At 56.3% G+C, this 25,673-nt stretch carries 18 protein-coding genes and 1 tRNA gene; 6 read left to right on the plus strand and 13 right to left on the minus strand.

The window, feature by feature from the left end; genetic code table 11:
- Positions 1 to 723: 723 nt before the first annotated feature.
- The 7 genes from QN062_RS06440 to QN062_RS06470 form a co-directional block, all read right to left on the minus strand.
- Complete coding sequence (locus tag QN062_RS06440) at positions 724 to 960, minus strand: hypothetical protein (RefSeq protein ID WP_369341011.1); 237 nt, start codon at positions 958 to 960, stop codon at positions 724 to 726.
- A gap of 367 nt (positions 961 to 1,327) precedes the next feature.
- On the minus strand, positions 1,328 to 2,308 hold the full coding sequence (gene trxB / locus QN062_RS06445) for a thioredoxin-disulfide reductase (RefSeq protein ID WP_369341012.1): 981 nt from the start codon (positions 2,306 to 2,308) through the stop codon (positions 1,328 to 1,330).
- A 140-nt stretch (positions 2,309 to 2,448) separates the two neighbouring features.
- On the minus strand, positions 2,449 to 3,627 hold the full coding sequence (locus QN062_RS06450; RefSeq protein WP_369341013.1) for a D-alanine--D-alanine ligase: 1,179 nt from the start codon (positions 3,625 to 3,627) through the stop codon (positions 2,449 to 2,451).
- A gap of 79 nt (positions 3,628 to 3,706) precedes the next feature.
- On the minus strand, positions 3,707 to 5,026 hold the full coding sequence (locus QN062_RS06455) for a PLP-dependent aminotransferase family protein (protein WP_369341014.1): 1,320 nt from the start codon (positions 5,024 to 5,026) through the stop codon (positions 3,707 to 3,709).
- A 179-nt stretch (positions 5,027 to 5,205) separates the two neighbouring features.
- Positions 5,206 to 9,141: a lipid II flippase MurJ gene (locus tag QN062_RS06460; protein WP_369341015.1), complete on the minus strand. Its 3,936-nt coding sequence runs from the start codon at positions 9,139 to 9,141 to the stop codon at positions 5,206 to 5,208.
- Positions 9,138 to 11,447, minus strand: coding sequence for a DUF6049 family protein (locus tag QN062_RS06465; protein WP_369341016.1), 2,310 nt, complete (start codon positions 11,445 to 11,447; stop codon positions 9,138 to 9,140). The genes QN062_RS06460 and QN062_RS06465 overlap by 4 nt, the downstream gene beginning before the upstream one ends.
- Before the next feature lie 95 nt (positions 11,448 to 11,542).
- Positions 11,543 to 12,232, minus strand: a complete 690-nt coding sequence (locus QN062_RS06470) for an NUDIX hydrolase (RefSeq protein ID WP_369341017.1) — start codon at positions 12,230 to 12,232, stop codon at positions 11,543 to 11,545.
- 83 nt (positions 12,233 to 12,315) lie between these two features.
- Here QN062_RS06470 and QN062_RS06475 point away from each other — a divergent pair, with 83 nt between their 5' ends.
- A complete protein-coding gene (locus tag QN062_RS06475; RefSeq protein ID WP_369341018.1) occupies positions 12,316 to 13,731 on the plus strand; it encodes a CCA tRNA nucleotidyltransferase in 1,416 nt (471 codons plus the stop codon).
- 22 nt (positions 13,732 to 13,753) lie between these two features.
- On the opposite strand, the gene QN062_RS06480 is transcribed toward QN062_RS06475, so the two are convergent.
- The 3 genes from QN062_RS06480 to QN062_RS06490 are packed head-to-tail and all read right to left on the minus strand — an operon-like array spanning position 13,754 to position 16,866.
- Entirely contained in the window at positions 13,754 to 14,377 is a 624-nt protein-coding gene (locus QN062_RS06480; protein ID WP_369341019.1) for a LytR C-terminal domain-containing protein, read from the minus strand.
- Between the two features lie 25 nt (positions 14,378 to 14,402).
- The gene (gene rsmA / locus QN062_RS06485) at positions 14,403 to 15,347 is read right to left on the minus strand and encodes a 16S rRNA (adenine(1518)-N(6)/adenine(1519)-N(6))-dimethyltransferase RsmA (RefSeq protein ID WP_369341020.1); all 945 of its coding nucleotides are present in this window, start codon (positions 15,345 to 15,347) and stop codon (positions 14,403 to 14,405) included.
- Between the two features lie 55 nt (positions 15,348 to 15,402).
- Positions 15,403 to 16,866 carry a ubiquitin-like domain-containing protein gene (locus QN062_RS06490; protein WP_369341021.1) on the minus strand — a complete coding sequence of 488 codons (1,464 nt, stop codon included), beginning with the start codon at positions 16,864 to 16,866 and terminating at the stop codon, positions 15,403 to 15,405.
- Between the two features lie 247 nt (positions 16,867 to 17,113).
- On the opposite strand from QN062_RS06490, the gene QN062_RS06495 reads away from it, so the two are divergent.
- Together QN062_RS06495 and QN062_RS06500 are read left to right on the plus strand one after the other, a co-directional pair.
- Entirely contained in the window at positions 17,114 to 18,043 is a 930-nt protein-coding gene (locus tag QN062_RS06495) for a dolichyl-phosphate beta-glucosyltransferase (RefSeq protein ID WP_369341022.1), read from the plus strand.
- Positions 18,040 to 20,391: a glycosyltransferase family 39 protein gene (locus tag QN062_RS06500; RefSeq protein ID WP_369341023.1), complete on the plus strand. Its 2,352-nt coding sequence runs from the start codon at positions 18,040 to 18,042 to the stop codon at positions 20,389 to 20,391. The genes QN062_RS06495 and QN062_RS06500 overlap by 4 nt, the downstream gene beginning before the upstream one ends.
- A gap of 537 nt (positions 20,392 to 20,928) precedes the next feature.
- On the opposite strand, the gene crgA is transcribed toward QN062_RS06500, so the two are convergent.
- Positions 20,929 to 21,429, minus strand: a complete 501-nt coding sequence (gene crgA / locus QN062_RS06505) for a cell division protein CrgA (RefSeq protein WP_369341024.1) — start codon at positions 21,427 to 21,429, stop codon at positions 20,929 to 20,931.
- A gap of 84 nt (positions 21,430 to 21,513) precedes the next feature.
- On the opposite strand from crgA, the gene QN062_RS06510 reads away from it, so the two are divergent.
- The 3 genes from QN062_RS06510 (at position 21,514) to QN062_RS06520 (ending at position 24,261) form a co-directional block, all read left to right on the plus strand.
- Complete coding sequence (locus QN062_RS06510; RefSeq protein ID WP_369341025.1) at positions 21,514 to 22,269, plus strand: DUF881 domain-containing protein; 756 nt, start codon at positions 21,514 to 21,516, stop codon at positions 22,267 to 22,269.
- 100 nt (positions 22,270 to 22,369) lie between these two features.
- Positions 22,370 to 23,464, plus strand: coding sequence for a class E sortase (locus QN062_RS06515; protein WP_369342565.1), 1,095 nt, complete (start codon positions 22,370 to 22,372; stop codon positions 23,462 to 23,464).
- Positions 23,465 to 23,616: 152 nt separating this feature from the next.
- Positions 23,617 to 24,261, plus strand: a complete 645-nt coding sequence (locus tag QN062_RS06520; RefSeq protein WP_369341026.1) for an aminodeoxychorismate/anthranilate synthase component II — start codon at positions 23,617 to 23,619, stop codon at positions 24,259 to 24,261.
- A 193-nt stretch (positions 24,262 to 24,454) separates the two neighbouring features.
- Here QN062_RS06520 and QN062_RS06525 read toward each other — a convergent pair.
- Together QN062_RS06525 and QN062_RS06530 are read right to left on the minus strand one after the other, a co-directional pair.
- Positions 24,455 to 24,528 (minus strand) — tRNA-Thr (locus tag QN062_RS06525).
- Between the two features lie 135 nt (positions 24,529 to 24,663).
- On the minus strand, positions 24,664 to 25,662 hold the full coding sequence (locus QN062_RS06530) for a DsbA family protein (RefSeq protein ID WP_369341027.1): 999 nt from the start codon (positions 25,660 to 25,662) through the stop codon (positions 24,664 to 24,666).
- Positions 25,663 to 25,673 lie beyond the last annotated feature (11 nt).

Below are 25,673 nucleotides of genomic sequence, written 5' to 3' on the forward strand. Positions count from 1 at the left end.
TGACTGCCTTGTGAAAAGACCATTCTTTCGAATCGGATTCTCACGAGATCGGCCTGACGCCACAGGCTCACTGAAACCATTGGAATCAATGCAAAACAGCCGAATCCTTATGATTCGTGAGAGACGGAAGCGCTGCCACAATTGGCCTCGCCATATGACCAGCTTAGCGTCGCGATATTCCGCGGCAATGGGGAGTCTCATCGCTGTTTACCGAATGACACCGTGGGATATGTACATAGTTATCAGAGCACGGGTCAGCATATGCGATTTCGTGCATGAGTTACGATGTCCTGTTGGTTGCAATGCCGCTCAAACATCGATTCTGACAGCCGATATGATTTCAACTATGAAAAGTACGATGCGCCGTTCGTGTGCCTGCACTATTGTCGGAAACTACTTTTCTGCCGGCTTGGCAGTGGCCATTAAACCATTCATTAAGTACATACTGTCTAATATTGCATGATTGGTATCGGCGTGATCGCCACTTCGGCTGGAAGTGATTGCTATGGGATGTCATCGTGGATATCGTGCGCGTAAAACGGAGCCGAAGTGGGGAGGGGGGGGGGACTTGGCTGATTCGCGGTGCAAGCAGCTGGCGCGGAGGAAGTGCCGGCATTGATACGCCTGCGGTGGAAGTGGGTGGTGCTGGTGGTTCCTCGTTCATCTCGGGCTATCCTGGTGCGGTCGCACTGTCCGACACTTCGGCCGCGAACAGTGGCACTCCTAGGATGTACCGCCCGGCGACAGATTCTCCCGGCGACAGACTCTCCCGTCGACCGTGCCACGCAGGTCATCGATGGACGGGAATACCGGTTCACCAGCTATGCGATGAAGGCCGGAAACGAGTCCATGCCCGACTGGAGCAAGAGCGACGGCTCCCAGATGACCGGCAACGCGGGCGACGGCCACGCCCGAATCACCCTGCTCTAGACCGTTCCAGACCGCTCTAAACCGTTTCAAGTCTGCTCCAGACCGCTCTGGACGAGTTCTCACGCGGCGCTTGCAAGTTTTTGGCACTTGCCAAAGTACAAACCCCGATTTTCGGCCTGATCCGGTCGCAGGTATGCGGCTTCTGGGGCTTTGATACTTCGGCAAGTGCCAAAAACTCGCAAACCCGACTGCAATAGGCGGATATTTGCCAGAGTCCCCCTCAATCCAAGCATAAACAGCTCACATGGGCGGCTCTTCGCGCCTCGCGCCCTTGAAGCATGGGTATGAGCCTGTCTTGGCTGCGTATCGCGAACATGGGATTAGGAATGCGGTGCGAAGCTTGGAGAAACTGAGGCGGCACGAACGATTATTCTTCCTCATTGCCATGCTTCACGGCTCACACGGTTACGGAGTCGTGCTGTGAGATGCTGCTCAGGTAGCTTTGCGCGTCCAAAGCCGCTCGGCAACCCATTCCGGCTGCAGATACCGCCTGACGATAGACCTTGTCAACAACGTCACCTGCCGCGAATACGCCTGGGATGGAAGTGCGCGTGCAATCATGTTCGACAGTGATGTATCCGTCTTCGTCGGTTTCCAAGGAGCCATTCAGGAAGGCCGTTTCCGGAGTGCTGCCGATGGCCACGAACACGCCACTGGCCTGCAGGCTGCTGGTTTCGCCGCTCACGACATTCGTAAGATCAACGGATTGTGCACCTTTATCGTCGCCATGCACGGCAGTAACGATGGAATCATAGATGACATTGATATTGTCGTTGCTGAGCACGCGGTCGGCCATGATCGTTGAGGCGCGGAATTCATTCCTACGATGAATGAGCGTTACGGATGAGCCATATCCTGCGAGAAAATCGGCCTCTTCCATTGCTGAATCGCCGCCGCCGATGACGACGATTGGCTTGCCTTTGAAGAAGAAGCCATCGCATGTCGCGCAGTACGATACGCCGCGTCCAGAATATTCGACCTCCCCTGGAACACCCAGCTTCTTGTATTGGGCGCCGGTGGTGACTACGACAGCACGAGTCGAATAGGTAGTGCCTGAGTCGGTCGTGACATGCTTCAAACCATCGTCGGCTTGGAAATCGACCGATACGACATCGTCATATTCAATCTGGGCACCGAATTTTTCAGCCTGATCATGCATCTTGTCCATCAGGTCGGGACCCAGAATGCCATCGGGGAACCCTGGGTAGTTCTCGACTTCGGTAGTGTTCACCAGTTGGCCGCCGGGCGTCAAAGCTCCGGCAAGAACCACTGGCTGGTAGCCAGCTCGAGCCAGATACAGTGCAGCAGTGTAACCTGCGGGGCCCGATCCAATGATGACGACATCCCTTTGGTCGGTTTTTTCAGCTTCTTGAGTCATGACCATAACAATAACCACTTTTGTAGCCAAAGACGGCGATGTGCTCAGCGTGAAAGGATATGCCCCTGCAAAACTCGCAGGGCAGGTAGCCGGGCAAGTCCAGTCCGTTTCACTCTTGAGAATTACCGCTACAAGCCCAGCTATGCCCCTCTGTGGCGGTTTTGGGCTAGAACGGACTCAACCATGCTCGAATACAGATCCGCCAAGTGGTAGCCCGCCGCAAGTGCCGATTCAGGGAGCAGCGATGTATCCGTCATTCCCGGGGTGACATTCGATTCCAGGAATTGAGGGATGCCGTGCTCATCAACGATGAAGTCAGTCCGGGAAATGTCCCGCAGTCCCAGCGCCTTATGCGCGGTAAGTGCCTCGGAACGCAAATCATCGAGTATCGAACGTTCGACACGTGCAGGAATGAAGAATTCCGTGGGCCCTGGCGTATATCGGGCGTCATAGTCATAGGTGCCGTTTGGGGTATCGATCTCGAGAGGAGGCAAGGCCACGAGCTCACCATCGATCTCAAGCACGGAGACGGATACTTCGGCTCCTACGACGGCCTTCTCGACGAGTGCCACACTCCCATAGGCAAAACAGCTCACCATGGCCTGCGGAAGCTGTTCGGCATCGGTGACGAGCGTGCAGCCCATCGCGGAGCCTCCCATGGTCGGCTTGATGAAGAGCGGCAGCCCGACTGAGTTGACGAGAAGATCAATCACCTTGGTCGCACCCAGTTCACGGAACATGGATTCTGGCAGAGTCACGGAGTGAGGGGTGTGCAAGCCCGCCTTGCGTACGACATTCTTAGCGATTGGCTTGCTCCAAGCGGTTCTCGAAGCCTTGGCGCGCGAACCGAGGTAGGGAACGTCCTCCATTTCAAGGATGTCTCGGATTGAGCCATCCTCGCCGTTTGCGCCGTGCAGCAAAGGCCAGACCAAGTCTGGATGCGTCGCTGGGTCGCTAAGATAATCCAGCAGCTCGCTGTCCATGTCGTGCAGGGCAACTGTCCATCCGGCGTCCTCAAGGAATCCTGCAACACGGTGTCCCGAGCTTAGCGACACGTCGCGTTCGTGGCTTAGACCACCGCAGACAACGAGAATCGAGGTGTCCTTGCGCTCTTTGGCTGACCACACATGGTGTGTGAGGGTCTCCGTTGAAGGATTCGCTGGAGAATTAGCCGAAGGATTCGCTGAACGGCCTGAGCTCATGATGTCGCCCTCTTTGGCGGAGATCTGAACGCCTTCCGTGCGCTTGACCACCGGCGTGGCAACGGATTGCGCTGCCACGCGTTGTACGGTTGCCGGTTTTCCTACTTTCTTGACCATGACCTTTGCCTTTCTAGGCTGTTCCTTCTCGTATTGGTAATCGATGGTTCACGGTGCTCAGCGCCGGATGCCCAGAGTCTCAGTGAGATGACGGACCTGGATATTCAACATCGCGTGGATCCGGATCCGGCTTGCCTGTGGTGCCGAATAGTTCGGCAGTCTCCCTGTCCGCGTCGATGACCGTCGAAAGTCTGCGAATGCCTTCGGTGATGCGACTTGGCGTCGGGTAACAGAACGAAAGACGCATATGGTCCGTGCCCTCCCCATTGTCGTAGAATGCAGTGCCGGCGACGTAGGCGACCTTCGCGGTGATCGCCCGTGGAAGCATTGCACGGGAATCCAGACCTTCGGGGATTTTCAGCCAGATATAGAAGCCGCCTTTGGGCTTGTGCCACGAACAATACGGCAGGTACTTCTTCAACGCGGCATCCATGGTGTCGCAGCGTTCCTTGTACATGCCGCGATAATCGTTGATCTGCGCCTTCCAGTCGAAGTTGTCAAGATAGGTGGTGATGGTCATCTGGCTCATGTTCGATGGGCATAGGATTGCGGACTCATTGGCAAGCACCAGCTTGTGACGGATTCCAGGAGGAGCGACCATCCAGGCGACTCGCATTCCCGGAGCGATGATCTTCGAGAAGCTGCTGAGATACACCACATTCTCGGGGTCCATCGAGCGAAGCGCAGGGTAGGTCTTGCCTTCGAAGCTCAATAGTCCGTATGGGTTGTCCTCGACGATCAGCACATGGTATCTGCGAGCGATCTCAAGCACCTGAGGACGGCGCTCGAGGCTCATGGTCGCACCCGCGGGATTGTGGAAATTCGGCACCGTGTAGAGGAACTTCACAGGGTGCCCAAGCGCTCGCTGCTCGATTATCGCCTGTTCGAAGGCCTCTGGTATGAGACCGTTCTCATCCAGCAGCACGTTGACGACATGGACCTGAAAGGATTGGAAGACGCCAAGGGCTCCAACATAGTTCGGCGCCTCGGCCAGAATGGAATCGCCGGGATTGCACATGATCCTGGTTATGAGGTCGAGTCCGGACTGTGAGCCATTGACGATAACCACGTCGTCTGGCTGAGCATCGGTGATTTTCTCCAACTCCATGATCTGCAGCACGTCTTCCCGCAGATGCGGGTCGCCCTGTGCAGAACCGTATTGCCAGGCCACATCGCCCTTGTCCTTGAGCATCTTGGCCAGCAAAGGCGCCAGTTCATCGAATGGCATGCGGTCGAGATAGGGCATGCCACCAGCGAGGGAAACGACCTCAGGTCGGCTCGCCACTGCGAACAAGGCTCGGATCTCGGATGCCCTCATCGCTTCTGCCCGGTCGGCGTAACTACCGAACCAGGGGTCGTTCTTAATGACCTTCGATGGGATATCTCGATTCTCCGACATGATTGCTGGCCTTCCCACATTGACTTGGCATATTGCTTCCAAGGCATCGAATCGTGCGAATCATGTCTTGGCGATCCCAAGAAGCATGATGTCACACGTTGATTTCACACTGTATTACAAACCACACGATTTGGGGAACGCCAAGGTGAAGCTATTACGACTTCAGTACACTTGCGACTTCAGTACACTTTGACCGAGTTGAAATACAGGCCGCTTGAAGGCGTGGTCGTGAGAGGAACCCAGACGACCAGGTCCTGCGTGGTGACAGGAGTGCTCAGCTTGACCTCGGTCGTGCCGCTGGAATCGAATGAGAACTGCGCGATCGCAGTGCCCTGAGTGGGCGAGGTGGCCGTCGAATTCGCATAGATCTGGCCTTGCCCACCGGATTGACGTATTGAAATCACGATGCGGGATACCTTCTCGGCCTGGGTGAGATGGATGTACCAACCACGTCCTTCGTAGCCACTGGGCTGATTGATGTAGGTTTCGGTTCCCGTCGCATATGCGGTGGTGTTCTGAACCACCGGATCGGGCACCTTTTCGGCATTCTTGTCGACGTGGGTCACCGTCTCGGTCGTCGCTGAGCTTGAGGCGCTGCTCGACTTAGTGGCGCTGCTCGACGACTTCGTCGCCTTTGCGGAACTCGATGCCTTCGAGCTTGAGGATGTGGCTGACGCTGAGCTTGACGAGGCGCTGCCGGATCCGCTTGAAGAGGCGGTCGGACTGGAAACTCCTGGCAGGGTCACGTTCGACATGTCAGGCCATTTTGTGGTGTCTGACGACGAGTCGCCAATGTTCGCGACATTGCCGAAGAGCGCGTTTACGGCAAAGAAGAGGGCTACAAGAATGGCGATGATGCCGACGACGATGGCCATGGACCGTGTGGTGAAGATGCCGAGCATCTTGGAACTGGAATCGTCTTCGTCATCGGGAGTCTGCGCCTCTGAGCGCGACTGGGCAGCCGAATCCTCCTTGGGTGCATAATCGCGGGGCTTGGGCGTGAAGCTTGGCGGCAGAGGCTGCATGGTCGCAGTCATCTGCTCGTCAAGCACGCGCTCCGCCTGACGCTGACGATCCGCGCTGACGTAGCCCTGTTCGATGTCTCCAAGTTCCAAATCACCTGTGACCATAGGAATGTCACCGGTGTTGGTCAGTGAATTCTCGCGAATCTGCGATACGTCGTATGGATTGGTTGCGTTCGAAGCACGAGGGTGAGTGCGCGATCCATCATCGAAGGCAGAGAAGAAGTCCCCGTCGCTTGGCGTCGGCTGAACAAGCTGAACCTCGCTGCTCTCGGGGAACAGCAACTGATTTGTCGCCCATTTCGGTTCCTGGGACTGTTCGGCCGATTCATCTTTCGGAGCGAACGAGTCGGGAATCTCAAGAACCTGCATGTCTGGACTTGGAACGATGCCGACCTGTTCGATGGATTGACGGCCAGTCGCCTTCGGCCAGACGATGTCGTCATCCGACAGCTCGGCAGTCGGACTCCATGTCCCCAGAAGCGCAGACAGCTCTGCAAGCGTGATCAGCGGTATCGGCTCGCGGCCATCGCTTCCCGTGATATGCAATCCACGTCTGCAGATGATGCCGAATTCATCAGGCATCCCTGAGGGAAGCAGTTGCTCGGTGAATCTCATGCCGCGGATTTCTGGCGTTCTCGTCAGCATCGCATACAGTGTGCCAGACAATTGGCGGGTTGCAAGCTCTTCGAAGGATTCGCGCGTGGCAACCCGTGCGAGCGGGTGCTCGAGCATCGCGTTGATGGGGGCTGCGGCAAGGGTGATGCCGGATTCTGATAGGCGAATGGTGTCTGCGGAGACTGCGGCGTCTATCAGATGGGCCTGCTTGAGGCTGATCAGCGCCTCACAGGCCTCGCCGATGATCGAGCGCATGGCCTCGAAGCTGAGCGTCGCCATTTCCGGACCGGCGAGGTAGTCAGAGACTGATATGCCACTGTCCATGGCGGTCACAAGCAACCCGACACCCTGTTGAGTGCTGAAGTGATATACGGGTGTGAAATGCCGGTTGTGACGAAGTGCCAGGCCCGATGCAAAGGTGTTGATTTGAGAGACCAGGGTTTCATCGGTCACGATGAATAATTGGCAATCACGGGCAAGAACCCTATCGGTCGCCTTCCAAACCTGAAGGCCCGGTTCGTCGCGTAAGGAAGCCACCAATGTGTATCGGTGAATGAACGTGTCACCAACTTTTGGTTTCATGCTCCCTGTTCTTTCTGAGTGCCCCACCGATCTATGAGTAACCGGTACTCTCGCCATTCTAACGTTCTGGCTGACCGAAGGTTGGGAATTTTCCGCAGGAATTGTGGATGTTTCCCATGTATTTTGTTTGCGGGCATTCGTGACGGGAATCGAGGAGGGCATGACATCCGGGGCGGGAATGCTTCCTGTGGCACCTGCAGCGCCTTCCTCGCCCGAGGATTCAGGAGTGGAAGCGTGTCTGGAAGAGAGGATTCCTGCAATTCGTCGTTTGCCGCTGACCACCATATTCGTGAATTCCTCGGTCTTGAGCCCTATCAGCACACCGCAATAGACAAGAGTCAGAATCACGACCATGATGACGCAGATGACTATGGATTGGACCCAGCTCATATGCCCATCGAATTGAGAGACATCGGAACCGGCGAGATGGAGCACTGGTCTGTAGGCTATCTTGCAGACCACCAGTGCGACGGCTCCGGCAGCGATTGACGTGGCGTATGTCAGCGTGATGCGTCTGCCGTCCATCCGGCCGCCAAATCGTTTTCTGAGCATTATCGCAAGGAAGGGGAATGCGATGACCACGCCGAGCGAGAGTGAGATGCCGACCCATCGCGTCCACTGCGTCGGTGAGGTGACTGCTGTAGCCATCAATACGATGATAGCTTGAAGTCCGTTGAACAGCAGAGCGAAGATAAACGGATTCTTGCCATCTTCGAAGGCATAGAAGGTGCGCTGGATCAGCAGAAAGGCACTTACCGCCACGAGGCCCCATGAGAGTCCGACAAGAGGCTGGGCGATCAGAATCGCCTCTCGAACGTCAACGGATGGCAGCAGTGCACGGGTGATGGGAACCGGCATTGCGACGAGGGCCACCGTGAAATACACCATCAGCAGGCCGACGTTTCGAAGTGCCTGGCTTAAGTCCGATCTTGCATCGCCGATGCGATGCTCGGCGATGGCCTTCGACAGCTTGGGAAACATCGCCGTGGTCACCGACACCGCAATCAGTGAATAAGGAAGGATATACAGGGCATATGCGTTCTGATAGGACCCGTTGCCTGCGATGCCGAAAGGATCGTGGCCAGCCAGTGGAGCGCCGTTCGTGATACGCGCGTTGATCACGTTCGCAAGCTGATTGACGGCGACGACGCCAAGGCTCCATGCGGCGATGGGACCCATTGAACGCAATCCGATGCCGCGAATGCCCCAGGTGAACTTGAACTTGAATCCGCTCCGCATCAATGGCCAGAACAGCACCAAGGCCTGAAACCCGACGCCTATGGTCCATGTGCCTGCAGTGAGTGCAGTCTTCATTGGCGTCCAGAAGTCCAGAGGCTGGTGCTGGGCGTTGCCGAATATGACGATGAAGAATATGAAGCCGGCGCAGCTGATGATGTTTGCCCCGACCGAGCTCCATGCGTACGCCGTGAACCTGCCCTTTGCAGCCAGAAGCTGCCCAAGGACGGTGTAAAGCCCATAGAAGAATATCTGAGGCATGCACCATAGCGTGAATGAATCGACAAGGGCTCTTTCCGGGCCGCTCCAACGCGAATCAAGATAGATCGAAGTCAGCACCGACGTGCCCAGCATCAGGATGAGCGTCAATCCCAGCAATAGGACGATGGCCGTCGTAATGAGCTTGTTGAGCCGTTCCTCTGCATGCTCCGACTTAAGCGTGCGTACGATTTGCGGCACGAGAACGGCGTTGAAGATGCCTCCGGAAATCAACGTGAACATGACTTGCGGAATCATTGCGCCGGTCTGATACGCGTTGATGGCGGTTCCCGTGGTGCCCAGCGCGGCAGCAAGCAGAATTGTCCGTATCTGCCCCGTTATTCGGGAAGCTGCTGTGCCAGACGCCATAATCAGCGAGTTACGCCCGACAGAGTTCATTCGTCTGGATCCTTCTTACGATTAAATTGGCGCCAAAGGCCAAGCAGTCCAAAGATACCCGCGACCACGAGAATTGCAAGCCCACTCATATCGCTTAATCGAAGGGTGCTCGTGATGCGGGTGGTGTGGGTAGTCCCGAAGGCCTGCCCCTTGCGGTCGAGAAGCACCAATGACGCATTTGCCTTCCCTGCCGCCGCAACACGTATCGGCAAGGTGACCTGGACCTCAGAGTGCGCGGGAATCTCTATCTGGGCCTCTCTGGAGGTCACGATTTCGGCGGAATCGGTTTTCGAACTCACGATCACATGCACGGCATACGGATGGTCGTTGCTCACGGTAACCGGGAGACTGGCCGTTTCGGTGACGACGGTGACGGACTCGGATGGAGTGATGCGGACACCGGAGAGCAGGGCTCCTGCGAGCTGTGCCGCGGTGCTGGGGAGGGAACTGTTCCTGCCGGTGCCATCAAGCGAATGGATCGCGATGGTGCTCTGTGCCAGGCTTAGCTGGCTGATCCAACCGGAAGCGTCATCGCTCTGCTGTCCCGTTTGCGCCGCATCGCCCCGTGCAAGTGCCTGCGCATCCGAGGTTCCTGATGTCGTTGGAGATGATTCCGACTGTTCCTTTGAGGAAAGAATCGATGTCGAAAAGCGTGAAATGTCATCCTTGCTTGCTGCGAGGGCACTGAGCGATGAATTCAGGGCCATCAGTTCAGAACTGCTCAGACCGCTGGCTGTCGGTATTGATTGGGTCGCCGTCTGACCGCTCTTATATGACTCGGCCTTCTTCAGTGTCGCCAGATCGGTGAGCTTGAGCCAAGAGGCCTGGCTGAGATTCGACATCACCTGATCGGCGTATGCGAGATCTTCCGACGATTTCATCGCAATCAGCAGCACGCGCTCCGCATAGGGCTGCTCCATCTGATACAGCGCACTCTGCGCCATGAGCCTTGCGATCCGGCCTGCCGAAGTGGTTTCCGCATCGGCGGATTTCGTGGTGGCCGCGTTCTGAGCGAGAAGGCTGAGCTGCTTTTGAGCCACGAGCACGCTCATGTCCCCGCTGGCAGTCTTGACCGTGTATTTGCCCGTATGGGCGGAGGCGGAATCGTCGTCCGACGCGAAGTCCGTGAGTGAGATTGCAGCGGAATATCCCTGCTTCCTCGCAGTGTCAAGAGCACGCTGGGTCCAATTCCCCTTGCCCTGCCAGGCATATGAATCCAATTTGGAGTTCGAATCGCCGGTTGCCGTCTGCAGCGCCTTCTGGGCCAAGGAGTTGTCCCACATGGAATCACTGATGCCTGCATTGGCATATGCAGATGAACCTTTTGCTGCGAATGCCGTGATGTCAAAGTCTGCCGGCTGCATTATTCCGGTGACCTGCGGAGGAATCGGAAAAGTCTGAAGGTATAGCGGGTCGGCGATGGATTGCAGGATCGGATATTTCTTCAGCAGTTCAAGCTGTCTGCGTTGAGTGGTCTCTGCCTTCTCGTTCAAGGTCACGATGCTTGAATAGTGTTCGGTATCCGAATCGGAGGAGTCGCTGCCGGCCTGAGAGGACGACGATGACGATGATGATGACGACGACGATGCAGTCGCATCGGTGCCGCTGCTCGTAGAGGACTGGGTTGGCTTTGTCTGCTTTGAGTCGCTTGACGACGACGAGCTTGATCCCGAAGACTGCTTCCCTGTGCCAACTTGCAGTTCCTTCACCGCACTGGCACTGCCGCTCCAGCTCGATGCCGTGAGAGGAAGGACGACGGTCATTGAAAGCGCCGGTGTGCCTGCGGTTTTCAGGCCATCGGTCGAACGTGTGACGAAGGAGTTGACACTGGCGCCATCCTTTTCGATTCCATTCGAATAGCTGAAGAGAAGGGGCTTGGGACCCCAGCTGAAAATCGACTTCAGTTGGGTGCTATCGGCTGGAACGACGATGCTGACACTTGCGTTTTTCCCTGCTTTGATCTCTGGAACCTGAACCGTTCCCAAAACGCTTTGGGTCGGAATATGTGCGTCACCATTCGCCCAATCCTGCATGTCTACCCGTGAGGTGAAGGAATACATGGCATTCATGCTGACGGTCAGCGTGCCGGCCTTCAAAGAGTCATCGCCCGAATTAAAGATGCGAATCGAAGTCGAATAGCCCGATGTGCTGGTGAGCACGGCAGTCGCCGACTGAACGCATATTGCAACATCGGCATCCGAGCAGGATCCACTCGTGCCTGCAGAGGATTGGGAAGTGGATGCGGATGGCGAGGCTGTCGTGGCCGCATGCGCTGCCGGTGCCGTGAAGGTCGTTGCGAAGGCCATGAGAACCGCTGTGATACACGTGAACAGCGCGTATGCGATACGGGGCATGCGTGCCGAAGATTTGACGTGATAACGCCCAGTGTGCTGCCAGTCCATCATCCTTGTTTCTTAAGTTTCCTTGCATACAACCATACAATCTTGCGCTCATTAGGATAGCTCAGAACGCTTTCCAAATCATTGAAGCTGACCCATGCGGCCTGTTCGGCCTCATGATCTGGGTCGCCTTCGACCGTGAGGAAACCGCCAGTCTGCGTCAACACGAAATGATGGACTAGCTTATGAATGCGTTGGTTGGTTCCAGTGAACCAGTAGTCTATCGTCGCGATGGATTCCTGGACTTCACCGAGGATGCCCGTCTCCTCGTGCACCTCTCGCACCGCGGTCTGCTCGGGGGTCTCGCCTTTTTCTATATGCCCCTTCGGCAGGCACCATTCGAGATGCCCGGATCGGGAGTGGCGGGCGATTATTGCGACTTCCTGCTTCTCGTTGAATATCAAGCCGCCAGCGGAATATTCACGAACGACTGGCAGATCCTGATTGTCAAGAGATGCGAAGCTGGTCAGGTTTCCAATGAGTCTTCGACGGGCCATGATGGCGGGAGTGGGCACGCCATGCTCGTCCATTCCGTCATCCTCCGGCGTGTTGCCGGATGGGTAGCCTGCCTGCTCCTGCATGCTCTGAGAGGTGTAGAGAAGTGTGTCGGCCTCGATGATATTTTGGGCAGAGTTCTCCGCAACATCGGCCTCATGCGCGAGCATGCGTGCGAAGTCAGCGGGCGTAATCATAGTTCCACTTTACGTAAGTTATTGTGCAGGTGGGGTAACGGTATGCTGGTATGCATAGGTAAGGGTTACTTGGAAGGTTACTCGTGGATTTTGAAGTTTGGCCGGAAGCGATTGAATTAGGGCAGATATTTGAGCAGCATGGCTATGAATTGTCACTTGTTGGCGGACCGGTAAGAGACCTACTCCTGCACAGGCGCTCGCATGACTTGGATTTCTGTTCCTCTGCCAGGCCCGAGGAATTCGAGCCGATTCTTCGCAGCTGGGGTGAGGGTTTCTGGGATATGGGCCGCAAGTTTGGCACCTTGGGGGCTGTTAGGCACCGAGATGATGGAACGGAAGTGCGCGTCGAAGTAACCACGTATCGCAGCGATCGCTACGATCCCGATTCACGCAAGCCAGAGGTCGCCTATGGCCATGACCTGCTCGGAGACCTTTCGCGCCGCGATTTCACGATTAACGCCATGGCGCTGCGGGTTCCATCGCTCGAGTTCGTCGACCCCTTCTCAGGCGCTTCCGATTTGGTGAAGCAGGTGCTCAGGACGCCCATCGATCCCGAACGCTCGTTCGACGATGATCCTCTGCGAATGATGCGCGCCGTCCGCTTTGTGGCACAGCTTGGATTCTCGATTACTCCTGACACGGCAGTCGCCATCTCTGACATGGCGCAGCGGCTGAGCATCGTCTCTGCTGAGCGCGTGCGCGATGAACTGGTGAAGATGCTGCTTTCAGAACGCCCCAGGGAGGGTATAGAGGCATTCGTCGAGTCAGGCTTGGCCGATGTCGTGTTCCCGGAAATCCCAGCCCTGCAGTTGGAGATGGACGAGCATCATCGCCACAAGGACGTATTCGAACATACGATGATGGTGCTAGACCGCGCCATCGCCTTGGAAACCGACGATGAGGGACCGGTGCCGGCTCCTGACCTGACGCTTCGTCTGGCAGCGCTCATGCACGATATCGGCAAGCCTGCGACGAGAAGGTTCGAACCAGGTGGGAAGGTCAGTTTCCATCATCATGATGTGGTAGGCGCGAAATTGACGAGAAAGCGCCTGAAGGCATTGCGCTTTGACCGCCATCTTGTCCAAGATGTGAGCGAGCTGGTCGGATTGCACCTGCGTTTTCACGGGTACGTGGACGAGCCATGGACCGATGCAGCGGTGCGGCGCTATGTGAAGGACTCAGGCCATCTGTATGGACGCCTGAACCGTCTGACGAGGGCGGATGCTACGACTCAGAATCATCGCAAGGCACGCATGTTTGCGCAGGCGATGGATGAGATGGAAGAACGAGTCGTAGAGCTGAAGAAGAGGGAGGACTTTGACGCGCTTCGCCCTGATCTCGATGGCAGCCAGATCATGCAGATTCTCAATCTCAAGCCTGGCCCGGAGATAGGCCAGGCCTACAAGCACATGCTTGCCTTCCGCCTGGATAACGGACCTACTGACGAGCAGACCGCCACCGTTGAACTCAGACGATGGTGGAATGAGCGCAATGGCTGAATCCGCCAAAACTGGGCGATGACTAGTTGACGGCGGTGTGACTGCTGGCCTTTGGCAGGTTCTTCATGGTTGAAGGGTCGGTGACGCATCCTTCGATGGAGGTGATCTTCTGCCCCGATGCAGTCTTCGTGGTGGTCTTCTTGAGGTTGTTGAACGTTGAGCCGACAATCACATCGACAAGCTTGTCAGAGCGATCGTCCATGCGCAGAATGGCATCGTTGAATTCAGTCGCGACGGTATATGCGTTCGCGATACCATTCTTGCCGAAACGAATCTCGGTTCGAGTGAATTCCGTGGAGCTGGGGAAATCGCCAGCTGTCTGTGTGCTGAAGCCGTCGTTGCTCAGGGCTTCCATGATTGCAGTGCCCAACCCGGACTTATCCGTTCCATTGAGCACGCGAACCGTGACGTTGGGGTGATTCACATAGGTGGAATTAGCAGGCGCACAAGGCACCGCAACGCCATAATTCGGCTTGCTTGCCACGGACTGCTTCACTGACTTCCCGAGATCGCCAAGGGTAAAGAGCAGCGAAAATACCATGGCTACAGCAAGAATAACAACCGTTATGGTGAAAACCAGCTTTTGGCGCCTACGTACAAACTGCTTACGCGCCTGGCGTTCATCGAATGGCTTGGGAACCGTCATATTCCAACCCTTCCGCAAAATTGACTTAACTCAGCTTAGCGTCATAGCCTGACCCAGACGCCTCGAGATTGTGCTGTTCTTGAAAAGGTCGGCCTGATTCGGCCAACGACAGCGATTCGAATTCATCGATCGATAATGTTTCGCCACGTCGTTTGGGGTCTATGCCACAAATCTGATAGGCCGAATCGTGCACCAATCCCCTCAGCGCCGCGTGCAGGGTCTTCCGTCGTTGACGGAATGCCGCATCGATGATGGCAAAGACGGCCCGGGTGTCGTCCGGCTGATGGTTGCCTTGAGTCCGCTGGAACCTTACCAGGGCCGAATCAACGTTCGGCGCCGGCCAGAACACGTTTCGTCCGACCGATCCGGCGCGCTGCGCGTTGCCGTACCAGGCGAGCTTCACGCTGGGGACGCCATATATCTTGGTTCCCGGCTGCGCGACCAATCTGTCGGCAACTTCCTTCTGCACCATCACAAGCAAGGAATTCAGCGCGGGGAATCTTGCAAGCAGCGTCAGAATGACCGGTGTCGCAACGTTGTAGGGAAGATTGGCAACAAGCGAGAACGGTCTACCATCCTCGAAATCGGGAATGTCACGAGCCTGGACCTGCAATGCGTCCATGTTGAGCACACTCAACCTCTCAGCGGCCTCGGGCATGAACTCTCGTACCGTTGACGCAAGCTTACGGGCAAGGGCTGCGTCAATTTCGATGGCATGAACGTCCGCACCGGATTCCAGAAGTCCCAGCGTAAGCGATCCGAGCCCGGGACCGACTTCGAGAACACTTTCGCCGGCATGTATTCCGGCCTCGTGGACTATGCGTCTGACCGTTCCGGGGTCAATGACGAAGTTCTGGCCCAGCTTTTTGGTCGGAGTGATTCCCGCTTCCATGGCAAGCCTGCGAATGTCGCCTGCTCCTAACAGCCCTGAGCCAGGTTGTTCGGATGCGATGTGGGATTGAACTGGCATGCTGTTGGACGCCTACTCTCGAATGTGTTCGGAATTGAGGAAATGCTGGAATCAATCAGTACCAGTTATATTTGACGGAATGCGCCTTGGCGGCTGTGGGACTTCCATAGCTTTCGGCGATGTATTGCAATCCCCAGTCGATTTGGACTGCGCCGTCATACTGCCAGTTGGTTCCCATCTTGGATCCGGGGAGCGCCTGGGGAATGCCGTATGCATCGGAGCTGGCATTGTCGGCATCCCATCTCCAACCGGACTCCTTGTTCCACAGCCAGACCAGGGCGGTCCATTCGGCACCAGTCCATCCGCGCTGCGCCGCTGCGCCTGCGGCATAGGCCTGGGCTTGGGCGACGGTTGGCTCCCATAGTCTGCCCGAACTCGAACTGCTGCCTGTCGAAGTCGTCGCGGTTGCCGTTGGCTTTGCCGTTGGCTTTGCCGTTGCTGTGGACTTTGAGGCTGTGGCCTTAGGGGTGGCGGCGGCCGTGGATTTCGCAGCACTGCGAGTGGTGGATTTGGTGGCGCTTGGAGATGCGCTGCTTGAGCTGGGCTTGCTCGTCGATGATTTCGATGAACTTGATGCGCTGCTTGAAGGCGAGGCGCTGCTGCTTGAAGAGGAGCTGTCAGAGGATGAGCCCGAGGCTGAACTGCTGCCGGAGCTCTCCGTTTCGGTTTTTTCGGGACCGACTGCGATTATCGTGTCAATCGCCACGCTCAGGGTCTCCGTCTTCACAAGCTTCGATGATTCCACAGAACCGTCCACGACCGTATTGTCATATGTCTCGCGATTTTCGCCATCCTGCCCCTGTTGCTCGACCTTCGTCTCGCCGGATGCCAGCGAGCTGTCAACGATGGTCCGCGTCGCATGCGCGACGGTGACGGTCTTTGTCGTCTGCGTATATTTGACACGCTGCACTCGCAGAATTGTGGTGCCGTTGTCGGACTCGACGCTTACACGGTCATTCTTGCCAAGAACGATGCCTTTGGAGTCAAGTATCGAAGCCGCTGGAAGCTCCCCATTCGGAGCGATGGAGCTTTTCCCATCGGCTATGACGGTCACTGGACCCTTCTTGTTGATGACCAGTCCTCCGGTGAGCTGATTGTATACATTCGCGATGTTGACGGTTACCCTGAGCGCATTCTTCTGGTTCTCATGGAAGAACGCCAGCAGTTGCTGCACGCTCGTGGCCGTTGTCCAGAAAGGAATCTGCTTGCCACCGATGTTGATGGTCGTCTGGTATGCGCTCTGCACACGAACGACATCGTGATTGGTCAGTGTCTTGCCCGATGTGCTGTCAACCAAGTCATGGGTCTTCACATCGACGTTCTGTTCCTGGAGAAGGCGGCTGATGCTCATTGCATAGGTCTGAACGATTCTTGTCGAGCCATTGACCTCGATCGCTACCGTCTTTCGTGCCGCGACGCCAAAGGAGGCCAATGACGCCGCCACGACGGCTGTCAAGCAAACTGCGACGCGCAAGCGCCTGCGTATGAGGAACTGCCTAGGTGTCCATCGTCTCGCCATATAAGAGCTCCTCTTCCCTTTCCCTTGGCATTCATGTCTCTGTTGCGATTGTAATGGTAGAAGCTGGAGAAGGTTAGTCCAAGCATGGAAGTCGTTTGAAACGTATACATTTGTGAAAAATCTGCCAGATGCAAGGAACCGCATGCAGCAAGCGTTCAGAAAAAATTCAGAGAGCTATCCCTCACATTGCACGTGGCTATGAAGAACCACGAAGAAAACGACAAGACTGCCGCGTTTTCATAGAGGCATGAGCACAGAATATGAGATTGTCAACAGCGTTTCGACGCAGGTCGGGCAAACATCGTCACATTCGCAAATCATCGAGCGTCGTGGCTACCCACGTCGCGTCGATGCGGACATCGTGATCCCGGTCTATAACGAGGAACATACACTGCAAGCCTGCATTGAGAAGCTTGGCGCGTATCTTTCAGGTCAGACAGGCCCATCGAATGCCTTCACCTGGAATATCATCATCGCGGACAACGCCAGTACGGACAGGACCTGGGATGTGGCCAGCAGGCTCTGCGAACGCTACGGTGGCATGGTCAGAGCAGTGCGCATCGGCCGCAAGGGACGAGGAGCCGCGTTGAAGAACGCGTGGTCCGAGTCACTCGCTCGCGTCGTCGCCTACATGGATGTCGATCTGTCGACGGACATCAGTTTCACGGGGACTCTCGTCGGTTCGCTGCTCGCAGGAGGTGCCGATGTGGCGATAGGTTCACGCCTGCTCTCGCAATCAGACGTGCAGCGGTCAACGAAACGTGAATTCATTTCTCGCACATACAACCTCATGCTGAAAACATATCTGGGCGTCAAATTCCACGACGCCCAGTGCGGCTTCAAGGCGCTCACGGCTCAAGCGGCGTCTGTGCTGCTGCCGCAGATCAAGGATGACGAATGGTTCTTCGACACCGAGATGCTGGTGCTTGCAGAACGACGCAGCATGCATATCTACGAAATCCCGGTGACCTGGGTGGAAGACAGCGACAGCCGGGTCAACATTCCTGACACAGTCAGCAAGGACATATCTGGCATGCGGCGAATGCGGCAGGATATGCGCCGCGAAATAGGCTGCCGCATTTCCAATCCATACGCATCCCTCGGTTGGGGATCCCAAAGCCAGCAGGAATTACGCGGGTCATTGATTGAACTCGCCAATGTGAAAGTGAGCGCATGATGACCGAACGACTCAGCACCCCCCTTGCCTCGACGGCGGTCGCCCCGCACAGTGCAGGAGCAGGACGTCATGGAAGAGCGGCCTTGTCAAGGAATCGGCATGCATCTCGACTTGGAATCACCATGTACCGCCTGCCGAAGAGGAGGCTTTCGGATTGGATTCTGCTGGCGCTTCTGGTCTCGGCTGCAGCAGCGGCGTATTTCATAAATCTCACGGCTTCCGGGTATGCGAATGAATTCTATTCGGCCGCGGCGCAGGCCGGATCGGTCAACTGGGAATCCTTCCTGTGGGGATCATTGGATTCCGGGAATGCGATAACCGTCGACAAACCACCGGCATCCATCTGGATCATGGCGCTTTCCGTACGTGCGTTCGGCCTGAGTTCCTTCTCCATACTGCTTCCTCAGGCGATCATGGGCGTGCTGACCACACTTCTGCTCTATGCCACAGTCCGCAGATATTGGGGCAACGCAGCAGGTCTGATTGCGGGTCTTGTATTTGTCCTGACGCCCGTCGCGGCTCTGATGTTTCGGTTCAACAACCCAGACGCCCTGCTCATCCTGCTGATGATGGCGGCAGCGCATGCCGTGCTGCGCTCGCTTGAATACGCCGCAACGAAGGCGGGCAACCGCCGTCGCACATGGTGGATGATCGCTGCTGGAGCATTGATTGGATTCGGTTTCCTCACGAAGCAGATGCAGGTGTTCCTGGTGCTCCCGGGATTCGCATTCGCATTCCTCATCGCCTCTCCGACAGGCTTTGTGCGCCGCATAGTCGATGGCTTCGCTGCAATTGCTGGCATTGTCGTCGCTGCTGGATGGTGGGTTTTGCTGACCGTCATTGTTCCCTCAGGTTCACGCCCATACATCGGTGGATCGCAGAATAACTCATTCCTGGAACTCACCTTCGGATACAACGGCTTTGGCAGATTGACAGGCAGCGAGGAGGGCTCCGTCGTTCCTGGGGGTTCATCCACGGGCACGACTGGCAGTGGCATGTGGGGGCAGACAGGATGGACTCGCCTCTTCGATGGCGAATATGGCACTCAGATCGCCTGGCTGGCGCCGCTCGCAATTGCTGGAATCGTCATCGGCTTCATCGTGCTTGGACGTGCGTCCCGCGTGGATCTTCGACGTGCAAGCGTGATCGTCTTTGGCGGATGGCTCGTCGTGACATGGCTGACGTTCAGCTTCATGGCAGGAATATTCCATCAGTATTACACAGTCGCTCTGTCACCTGCGATTGCCGTGCTTGCAGCAGTTGCGGTCATGGGCCTGTGGGTGGCGCGCAAGTCGCTATGGGCGAAGATCGTCTCACCTGCGCTGGTGCTCGGCTCGGCATACTGGGCCTTCACGCTTGCCGGAAGAAGCACATGGCTTTCTTGGCTGAAGTGGTTCATCCTGGGCTGTGGAATTCTTGCAGCAGTGGTACTGATCGTTGCGGCACTGTCATCTTCCAAGCGGATCGCGATCGTGGGCTTCGCGCTTTCGGCGGTGTCACTGCTTTCCGGCCCATTCGCATGGACGGCATACACCATCGGCACGGGTCATACGGGGTCGATCGTTCTTGCAGGACCGAATGTGACCTCTTCCACTGGCATGGGTGGCATGGGCGGTGGGCAGGGAAGCGCCCCGAACGGCGGCCAAGGTGGCGGACCGGGTGGCTCGTCGGGAGAATCAGGAAATGCGGAAGCCGAAGGCAACGGCCAGCAATCTGGATCGAATGCCGAAGTCCCATCGGGCGCAGCGGGGCAGAATTCGGGTGAGTCTCCCGAAATGTCAAGCGGTTCAATGGAGCAGGGAGCCATGGGCAACGGTGAAATGGGCAACGGTGAAATGGGCCAACCGCCAAGCGGGTCCGCTCCTAACGGCGCTGAGGGCTCTGAAGGTGCCATGAGCGAAGGATCCACGCAAGAAGGTGGAACGGCTTCGATGGAAGGCATGGAAGGAGGATCTTCCGCTGAAGGCATGGGAGCTGGCATGGGAATGAGCGGGAGCACCGCGAGCTCGAAGATCGTGTCGATGCTGAAAAAAACCTCAGGCTCCTACCGCTGGGCTGCCGCCACGACAGGTTCGCAGAATGCTGCAAGCTATCAGCTCGCTTCGCAAAAGGCCGTGATGGCGATTGGCGGCTTCAATGGCTCGGATCCCGCGCCGACGCTCAAGCAGTTCAAGCAGTACGTCAAGAAGGGCCTGATCCACTATTACATCGCATCTTCCTCAATGGGTGGGACGCAGATGGGAGGCTCGGGCTCCGCGTCCAAGATTGCCTCCTGGGTTGCCGCGCACTACAAGGCAACCACTGTGGATGGTGTGACTGTCTATGATCTTTCGTCACAGGCCTCTTAGCCTGTTCGATGATGCGAAGACGGTGTTGTGGAAGACGGTGTTGTGAAAAACGGTGGCGTCGTGAGTCGGACATGAGTGGGCAATTGGTGACCTAGCTCAGTGTGCGATGTCCGAACTCACTGCGACCCCGCCTCTTCGCATTGGCCGTGTGCCTTGCATTCCCATGGCAGGGCATGGGATAAAGAATAAGGGCGGGATTGAAGGGGATGATCCCGCCCTATAACGGGCGAGCAGGTTGGGGGATAGCTCGACCCATCAGTGACCAGAAGTCATTGTTGGGGGGAAGACTTCTGGATACTTACCCAGTAAAAAAATTTGAGTTCCAACACATCTATATAGTAATGGACATGCTGTAAAAAACAAATCGGAGTGTCGTTTCTTCATGTTGGGCGAATGACATAAAAACCCACGTCGTGAAAGACGTGGGATTCTCGTGTCTGCCGTGGAGTTCCAGATCATATGCGTCATCGCCTGCAATGCGCGATCTGCGTCGTTCTGACTGAGCGTTGCTCGATTGCTTGCTTGCTGCGCTTCGGTTCAGCGCCAAGCCATGGTCATGAAGAAGCCGATCATGATGAGACCGAAACCGATGGCAAGATTCCAGGCACCGATCGAAGGAATGGGATATCCGCTGTTCAGGTAATAGACGACGCACCAGATCACGCCGATGATCATGAACGCGCACATGACTGGAACGAACCAGCCGGCGTTGGCCTTCGTGCCCTTGATCGATTCCTCGACGCGCTTCGTGTTCTCTTCCTGACGCTGGATCATGCGCTTCATCTGGGGAGTCAGAGCGTTCTTGTCAACGGTCTGGTTGAGCACGGCCTGGACCTTGTCCATGGAAACGCCGTAGTTCTCGTCTTCCTCGTCATATTCCTCGGAATCGTCACCATCATCAGTGTCCAGAGCTGTGTCATGTTCGCTTTCAGTGTGTTCCGAGACCTGTGAGTCCGTGGTCTGCTGTTCTGCAGCTGACTTCTGTTGCCCGGAATCCTGCGCATCAGCGTCGGTTTCGTGCAGCTCTTGATCTGCCATGAGTGTAGTCTCCTTCGATAGGCTATAAGTCATAATAATGGTTAGATTCTAAAGTAACCACATCGACAGCCAGAAAGGTCGGATATGGCACAGCATACTGGCAAGCATCAGATCCACCATTCGCTGGCCGGAATGGTTGCCGTTGCAATCGTTTTCGCCTTTACCGGCTATCTGTTGATTACCAATATCAGAGTCAATCGTTCCGTGACCGTCACGTCGGATACCGCAGGTCTGGTCGAGGAGCGTGTCGAAAAGGTCAACGCTCTGAGCGCACAGGTGAATCGTCTCAGCTCGCGCATCAATTCGTTGAAATCAAGCACAAGCGAGTCCACCAAGTCGCAAAGCGATGATCCTGGTGCAAGCACGGTTCTTCCCGCCGTGAAAGGGCCCGGAGTGACCGTCACACTTGATGATTCCCCATTATGGGAGCAGAAACTCGATGAATCGGGTTCATCAGCGACCATCAATGACTATGTCGTGCATCAGCAGGACCTGGAGGGCGTGATCAACGCACTTTGGGCAGGCGGCGCAGAATCCATGGAGATTCAAAATCAGCGAGTGCTGCCGACGACTGCGGTGCGATGCGTCGGCAACGTATTGCTCATCCAGGGAAAGAAGTTCTCCCCGCCCTATACGGTTTCTGCGATAGGGCCTACGCAGCAGATGATCAACGCACTTGATAATTCGCCGACAATTCAGATATATCAGGAGTACGTGAGTTCGATTGGTCTAGGATGGAAAGTCGAAACGTCCACATCCCTCACATTCCCCAAGGCAACCGCCGTGCTCCAACCACTGCAGTATGCGAAAGTCGATGAAAAGGCAAAAGACAATGAGTAGACATAACGCTTCGTCAGTTGGGCGGCATGCCATAGATCAATCACTCGACGATTTGAATTCCGACGACTATCGTGACGACGATTCCACGGACTCCTACGAAATGAAGATTCAGCGGCCGAGAAGGTCGCGACATTCGTGGCTGGTCGCCATGGGTCTGGTCGGTGAGATTCTCGTCACCCTTGCGGTTGTGTGTGCCCTGTACATTGCCTGGCAGCTGTGGTGGACGGGAGTCGAGTCAGAGCACACGCAGCTTGCGACGCGTCAGACCTCGTCGTGGTCCGACCCGGGAAGCGCCAACGGAAGCGTAAAAATAGCCACCGCGCAGAAGGGCGATCCTCCGGAGCAGCCCACAGGCGCGAAGGTCGGTGACCTGATCGCACAGCTTTACGTTCCTCGATTCGGCTCCGCTTGGTCGAGAAACATCGTTCAGGGAACCACGAACGAGCAATTGGCGCGCCATGGGGTTGGCCACTACACCAACACGCAGATGCCAGGGCAGATTGGGAATTTCGCCGTCGCGGGGCACCGCGCAGGATATGGCGAGCCTCTCGCACATGTGGACACCCTCAAGCAGGGTGACGCAATCATCGTTCGCACCAAGGATTACTGGTACGTCTACCGGTATACGACCAAGAAGATTGTCTTGCCGACCGATGTGAGCGTCATTGCCGCGAACCCCACCGATCCCACCTCAGCAGTCGTGAAGCGGATGATAACGCTCACGACGTGCGAGCCTCGATATACCGAGGCCACCCACCGTTGGATCAGCTGGGGAGAGCTGGAGTACTGGGCGAAGGTATCCGATGGAATTCCCAAGGAGCTGGCGACGTCTTCGGGGACCAGCGCCGTGAAATTCGAGGAGCAAAGCCAGGGATCCGTCCTGGCAAGGCTGAGCTCCCTGCGCCCGGTCTTCGCGGTGCTTCTGATCGCCTATGCGATCATATATCTGGCCGCGCTTGCGGTATGGAGGTATCCAGCCCTGCGGGCGATCCGCAGTGGCGCAAAGCCCCGTCCTGATTTCAGCCTGTATGGCTCCCTGTATCGTCACCAATCCGGCATCGCCCCGATACGCTGGCTGCTCATGCTTGTTCTTGGAATCGCCGCATCGGCGGCCATGTTCGAGTGGCTGTTCCCTTGGATGGCCACGAATGTTCCTTACCTGCAGTTGATGTCGAACTATGTTTCGGTTCAATAGAAGGCCTGGAGAGACACTGAAGCACCATTCGTCGCAATGCCTGCGTTCGAGCCCGACGCGCTCGCAAGTCTGGCGCCGGGCGAAGGACATCGTGCAATATGGATGGAATGGCAGTGTGACACAATGTATTTCGCACAACCTCAGGAGGGGATATGAGCGACTCGGCACGCATACTTGTGGTGGATAACTATGATTCATTCGTCTACACCATCGTCGGCTACATCAAGACGCTGGGAGCCACGGTCACCGTACTTCGAAACGACGCCGCGGCCCTGAAGGACGAACATGCACTGGATGACTTCGACGGCGTCCTGATATCTCCGGGACCGGGCACGCCTGCCGACTCGGGACTGAGCGAGGACACGATCCGTCTCTGCGCCCGAACGGCCACGCCTATGTTCGGTGTATGCCTCGGGCTCCAGGCACTGGCAGAGGTCTATGGTTGCACCGTCGGGCATGCCCCAAAGATCATGCATGGGAAAACGAGCAATATCGAACATCTCGATGACGCCATTTTCGCAGGAATACCCAACCCTATGGTGGCAACGAGATACCACTCCCTGGCTGTCGAGGATGACACCGTCCCGGACGATCTTGAGGTAACCGCGTGGACTCAGAATGACCGTATCATTCAAGGGTTGAGGCATCGCACCCTTCCGCTGTACGCAGTCCAGTTCCATCCTGAATCGGTGATGACCGAAGGAGGCTATCGGATGCTGGCGAATTTCCTGGCAATCTGCGGCCAGGGCAATGCCGTAGAGAACGCAAGGGGTCTCAAGCCAAACGTGGTCGCCTGAGTCTTGTGTCGCTTCGTCGCTCTTCGCTGTTCTTCGGCAGCGACCAGAGGCAAGACAAGCGGAGCCTTGACGGTTTCCGTCCGTCTTCCAAAGTCGTGATGCCCAGGATGCCATTCTTGCAGGGAAGCTTGGAATAACGAGCTCAAAGCCATGGCATCGACGGTTCAGAAACCGAAATTCTGGGAAATGGGAGAGCCTCCTGTCAGATTCGAACTGACGACCTGCCGCTTACAAGGCGGCTGCTCTGGCCAACTGAGCTAAGGAGGCAACAAATGAAAAGCATACCAGCACATCTCTAGAAATACGAACAGAGTGTGCCTGGTCGTTGGAGACCTGGTGGATTGGAAACATTGAGGAATTCCAATACTCCGATTCCAAGGCACACTCTGAGTCTGTCGAAGACTAGCTGATTGCGATCGGCTTTCCGGTCGAACCTATCGACGGAAGCTTGCCGGAGGTCCCGATTTCGGATTCCTCCAGACCGACTGCCTTCAGGAAGTCCGAGACAAGATCGCTGTTTGCGCTTTCAACGGTGACCAGATCCCAATAGTTGCCATTGATCCTCACGGTCGGGGTCGTCATCTGTCCCTTGTTGGAGCCTGAGACATTCCAGAGTTCCTTGCGCAGAGGGGTATATGAGGAGATCTTGGTTATCCAGCTCGTGTATGTTCCTGCCGTCGATTTCTTTGCGATGGCCGACGGCACACCGGACTTGATCGCGAGCTTTTGCAGGGTCGCGTTGCTCACTGCCTTGTAGCTGCTTTCGCTCGGTTGGAAGTCCTCTGCGAAGAGGTTGGCGATGAATGCGAGAACGTGATCCGGATCGTTCTGCGCGATGTATGCGACCTGGCTGGCGGTGCGGGTCGAATACTCGTCAGTCGAAAGGGAATCGAGGAAGGCGTTTGGATAGATTTCAAGGTTTATCTGTCCAGCCTGCTCCATCGCCGTCAGAGTCGGGTCAAGGGATCGGTTCAATGAGCCGCAGCCGGGGCACAGGAAGTCCATGTAGATCTCAACCGTGGGGACCTTCGCGATCTTCTTGTTGAGTCCATTCTTGGAAATCAGGAAGCCGCCCTTGCTGTTGGCATCCGCGGGCTTGGTCTTCACCGATTGCACGGCATCGTAGGATTTCTGGACGGTTGCCTCGCTGACTGGACGGTTTGCCCTCCAGACCGAGAATCCTGCGATCGCGACCAAGGCAACCACCACGGCGACAACGATGATGCCGATTATCGTCTGCTGCTTACGCTCTTTTGCAATCGTGGCGAGTTGTTCGCGCTCAGCTTGTTCCTCTGCCGCTCGTCGGCCATTTCTGGAATTTTTGTTCTGCGTCGCACGGACTGGGTTCCTGTTCGATGAAGCCTTGTTACTGGGCGAATTCCTCTTGGGGTTCTGAGCCATCTGATGTCCTT

The sequence above is a fragment of the Bifidobacterium sp. WK012_4_13 genome, from assembly GCF_041080835.1.
Taxonomy (GTDB): Bacteria; Actinomycetota; Actinomycetes; order Actinomycetales; family Bifidobacteriaceae; genus Bombiscardovia; species Bombiscardovia fermentum.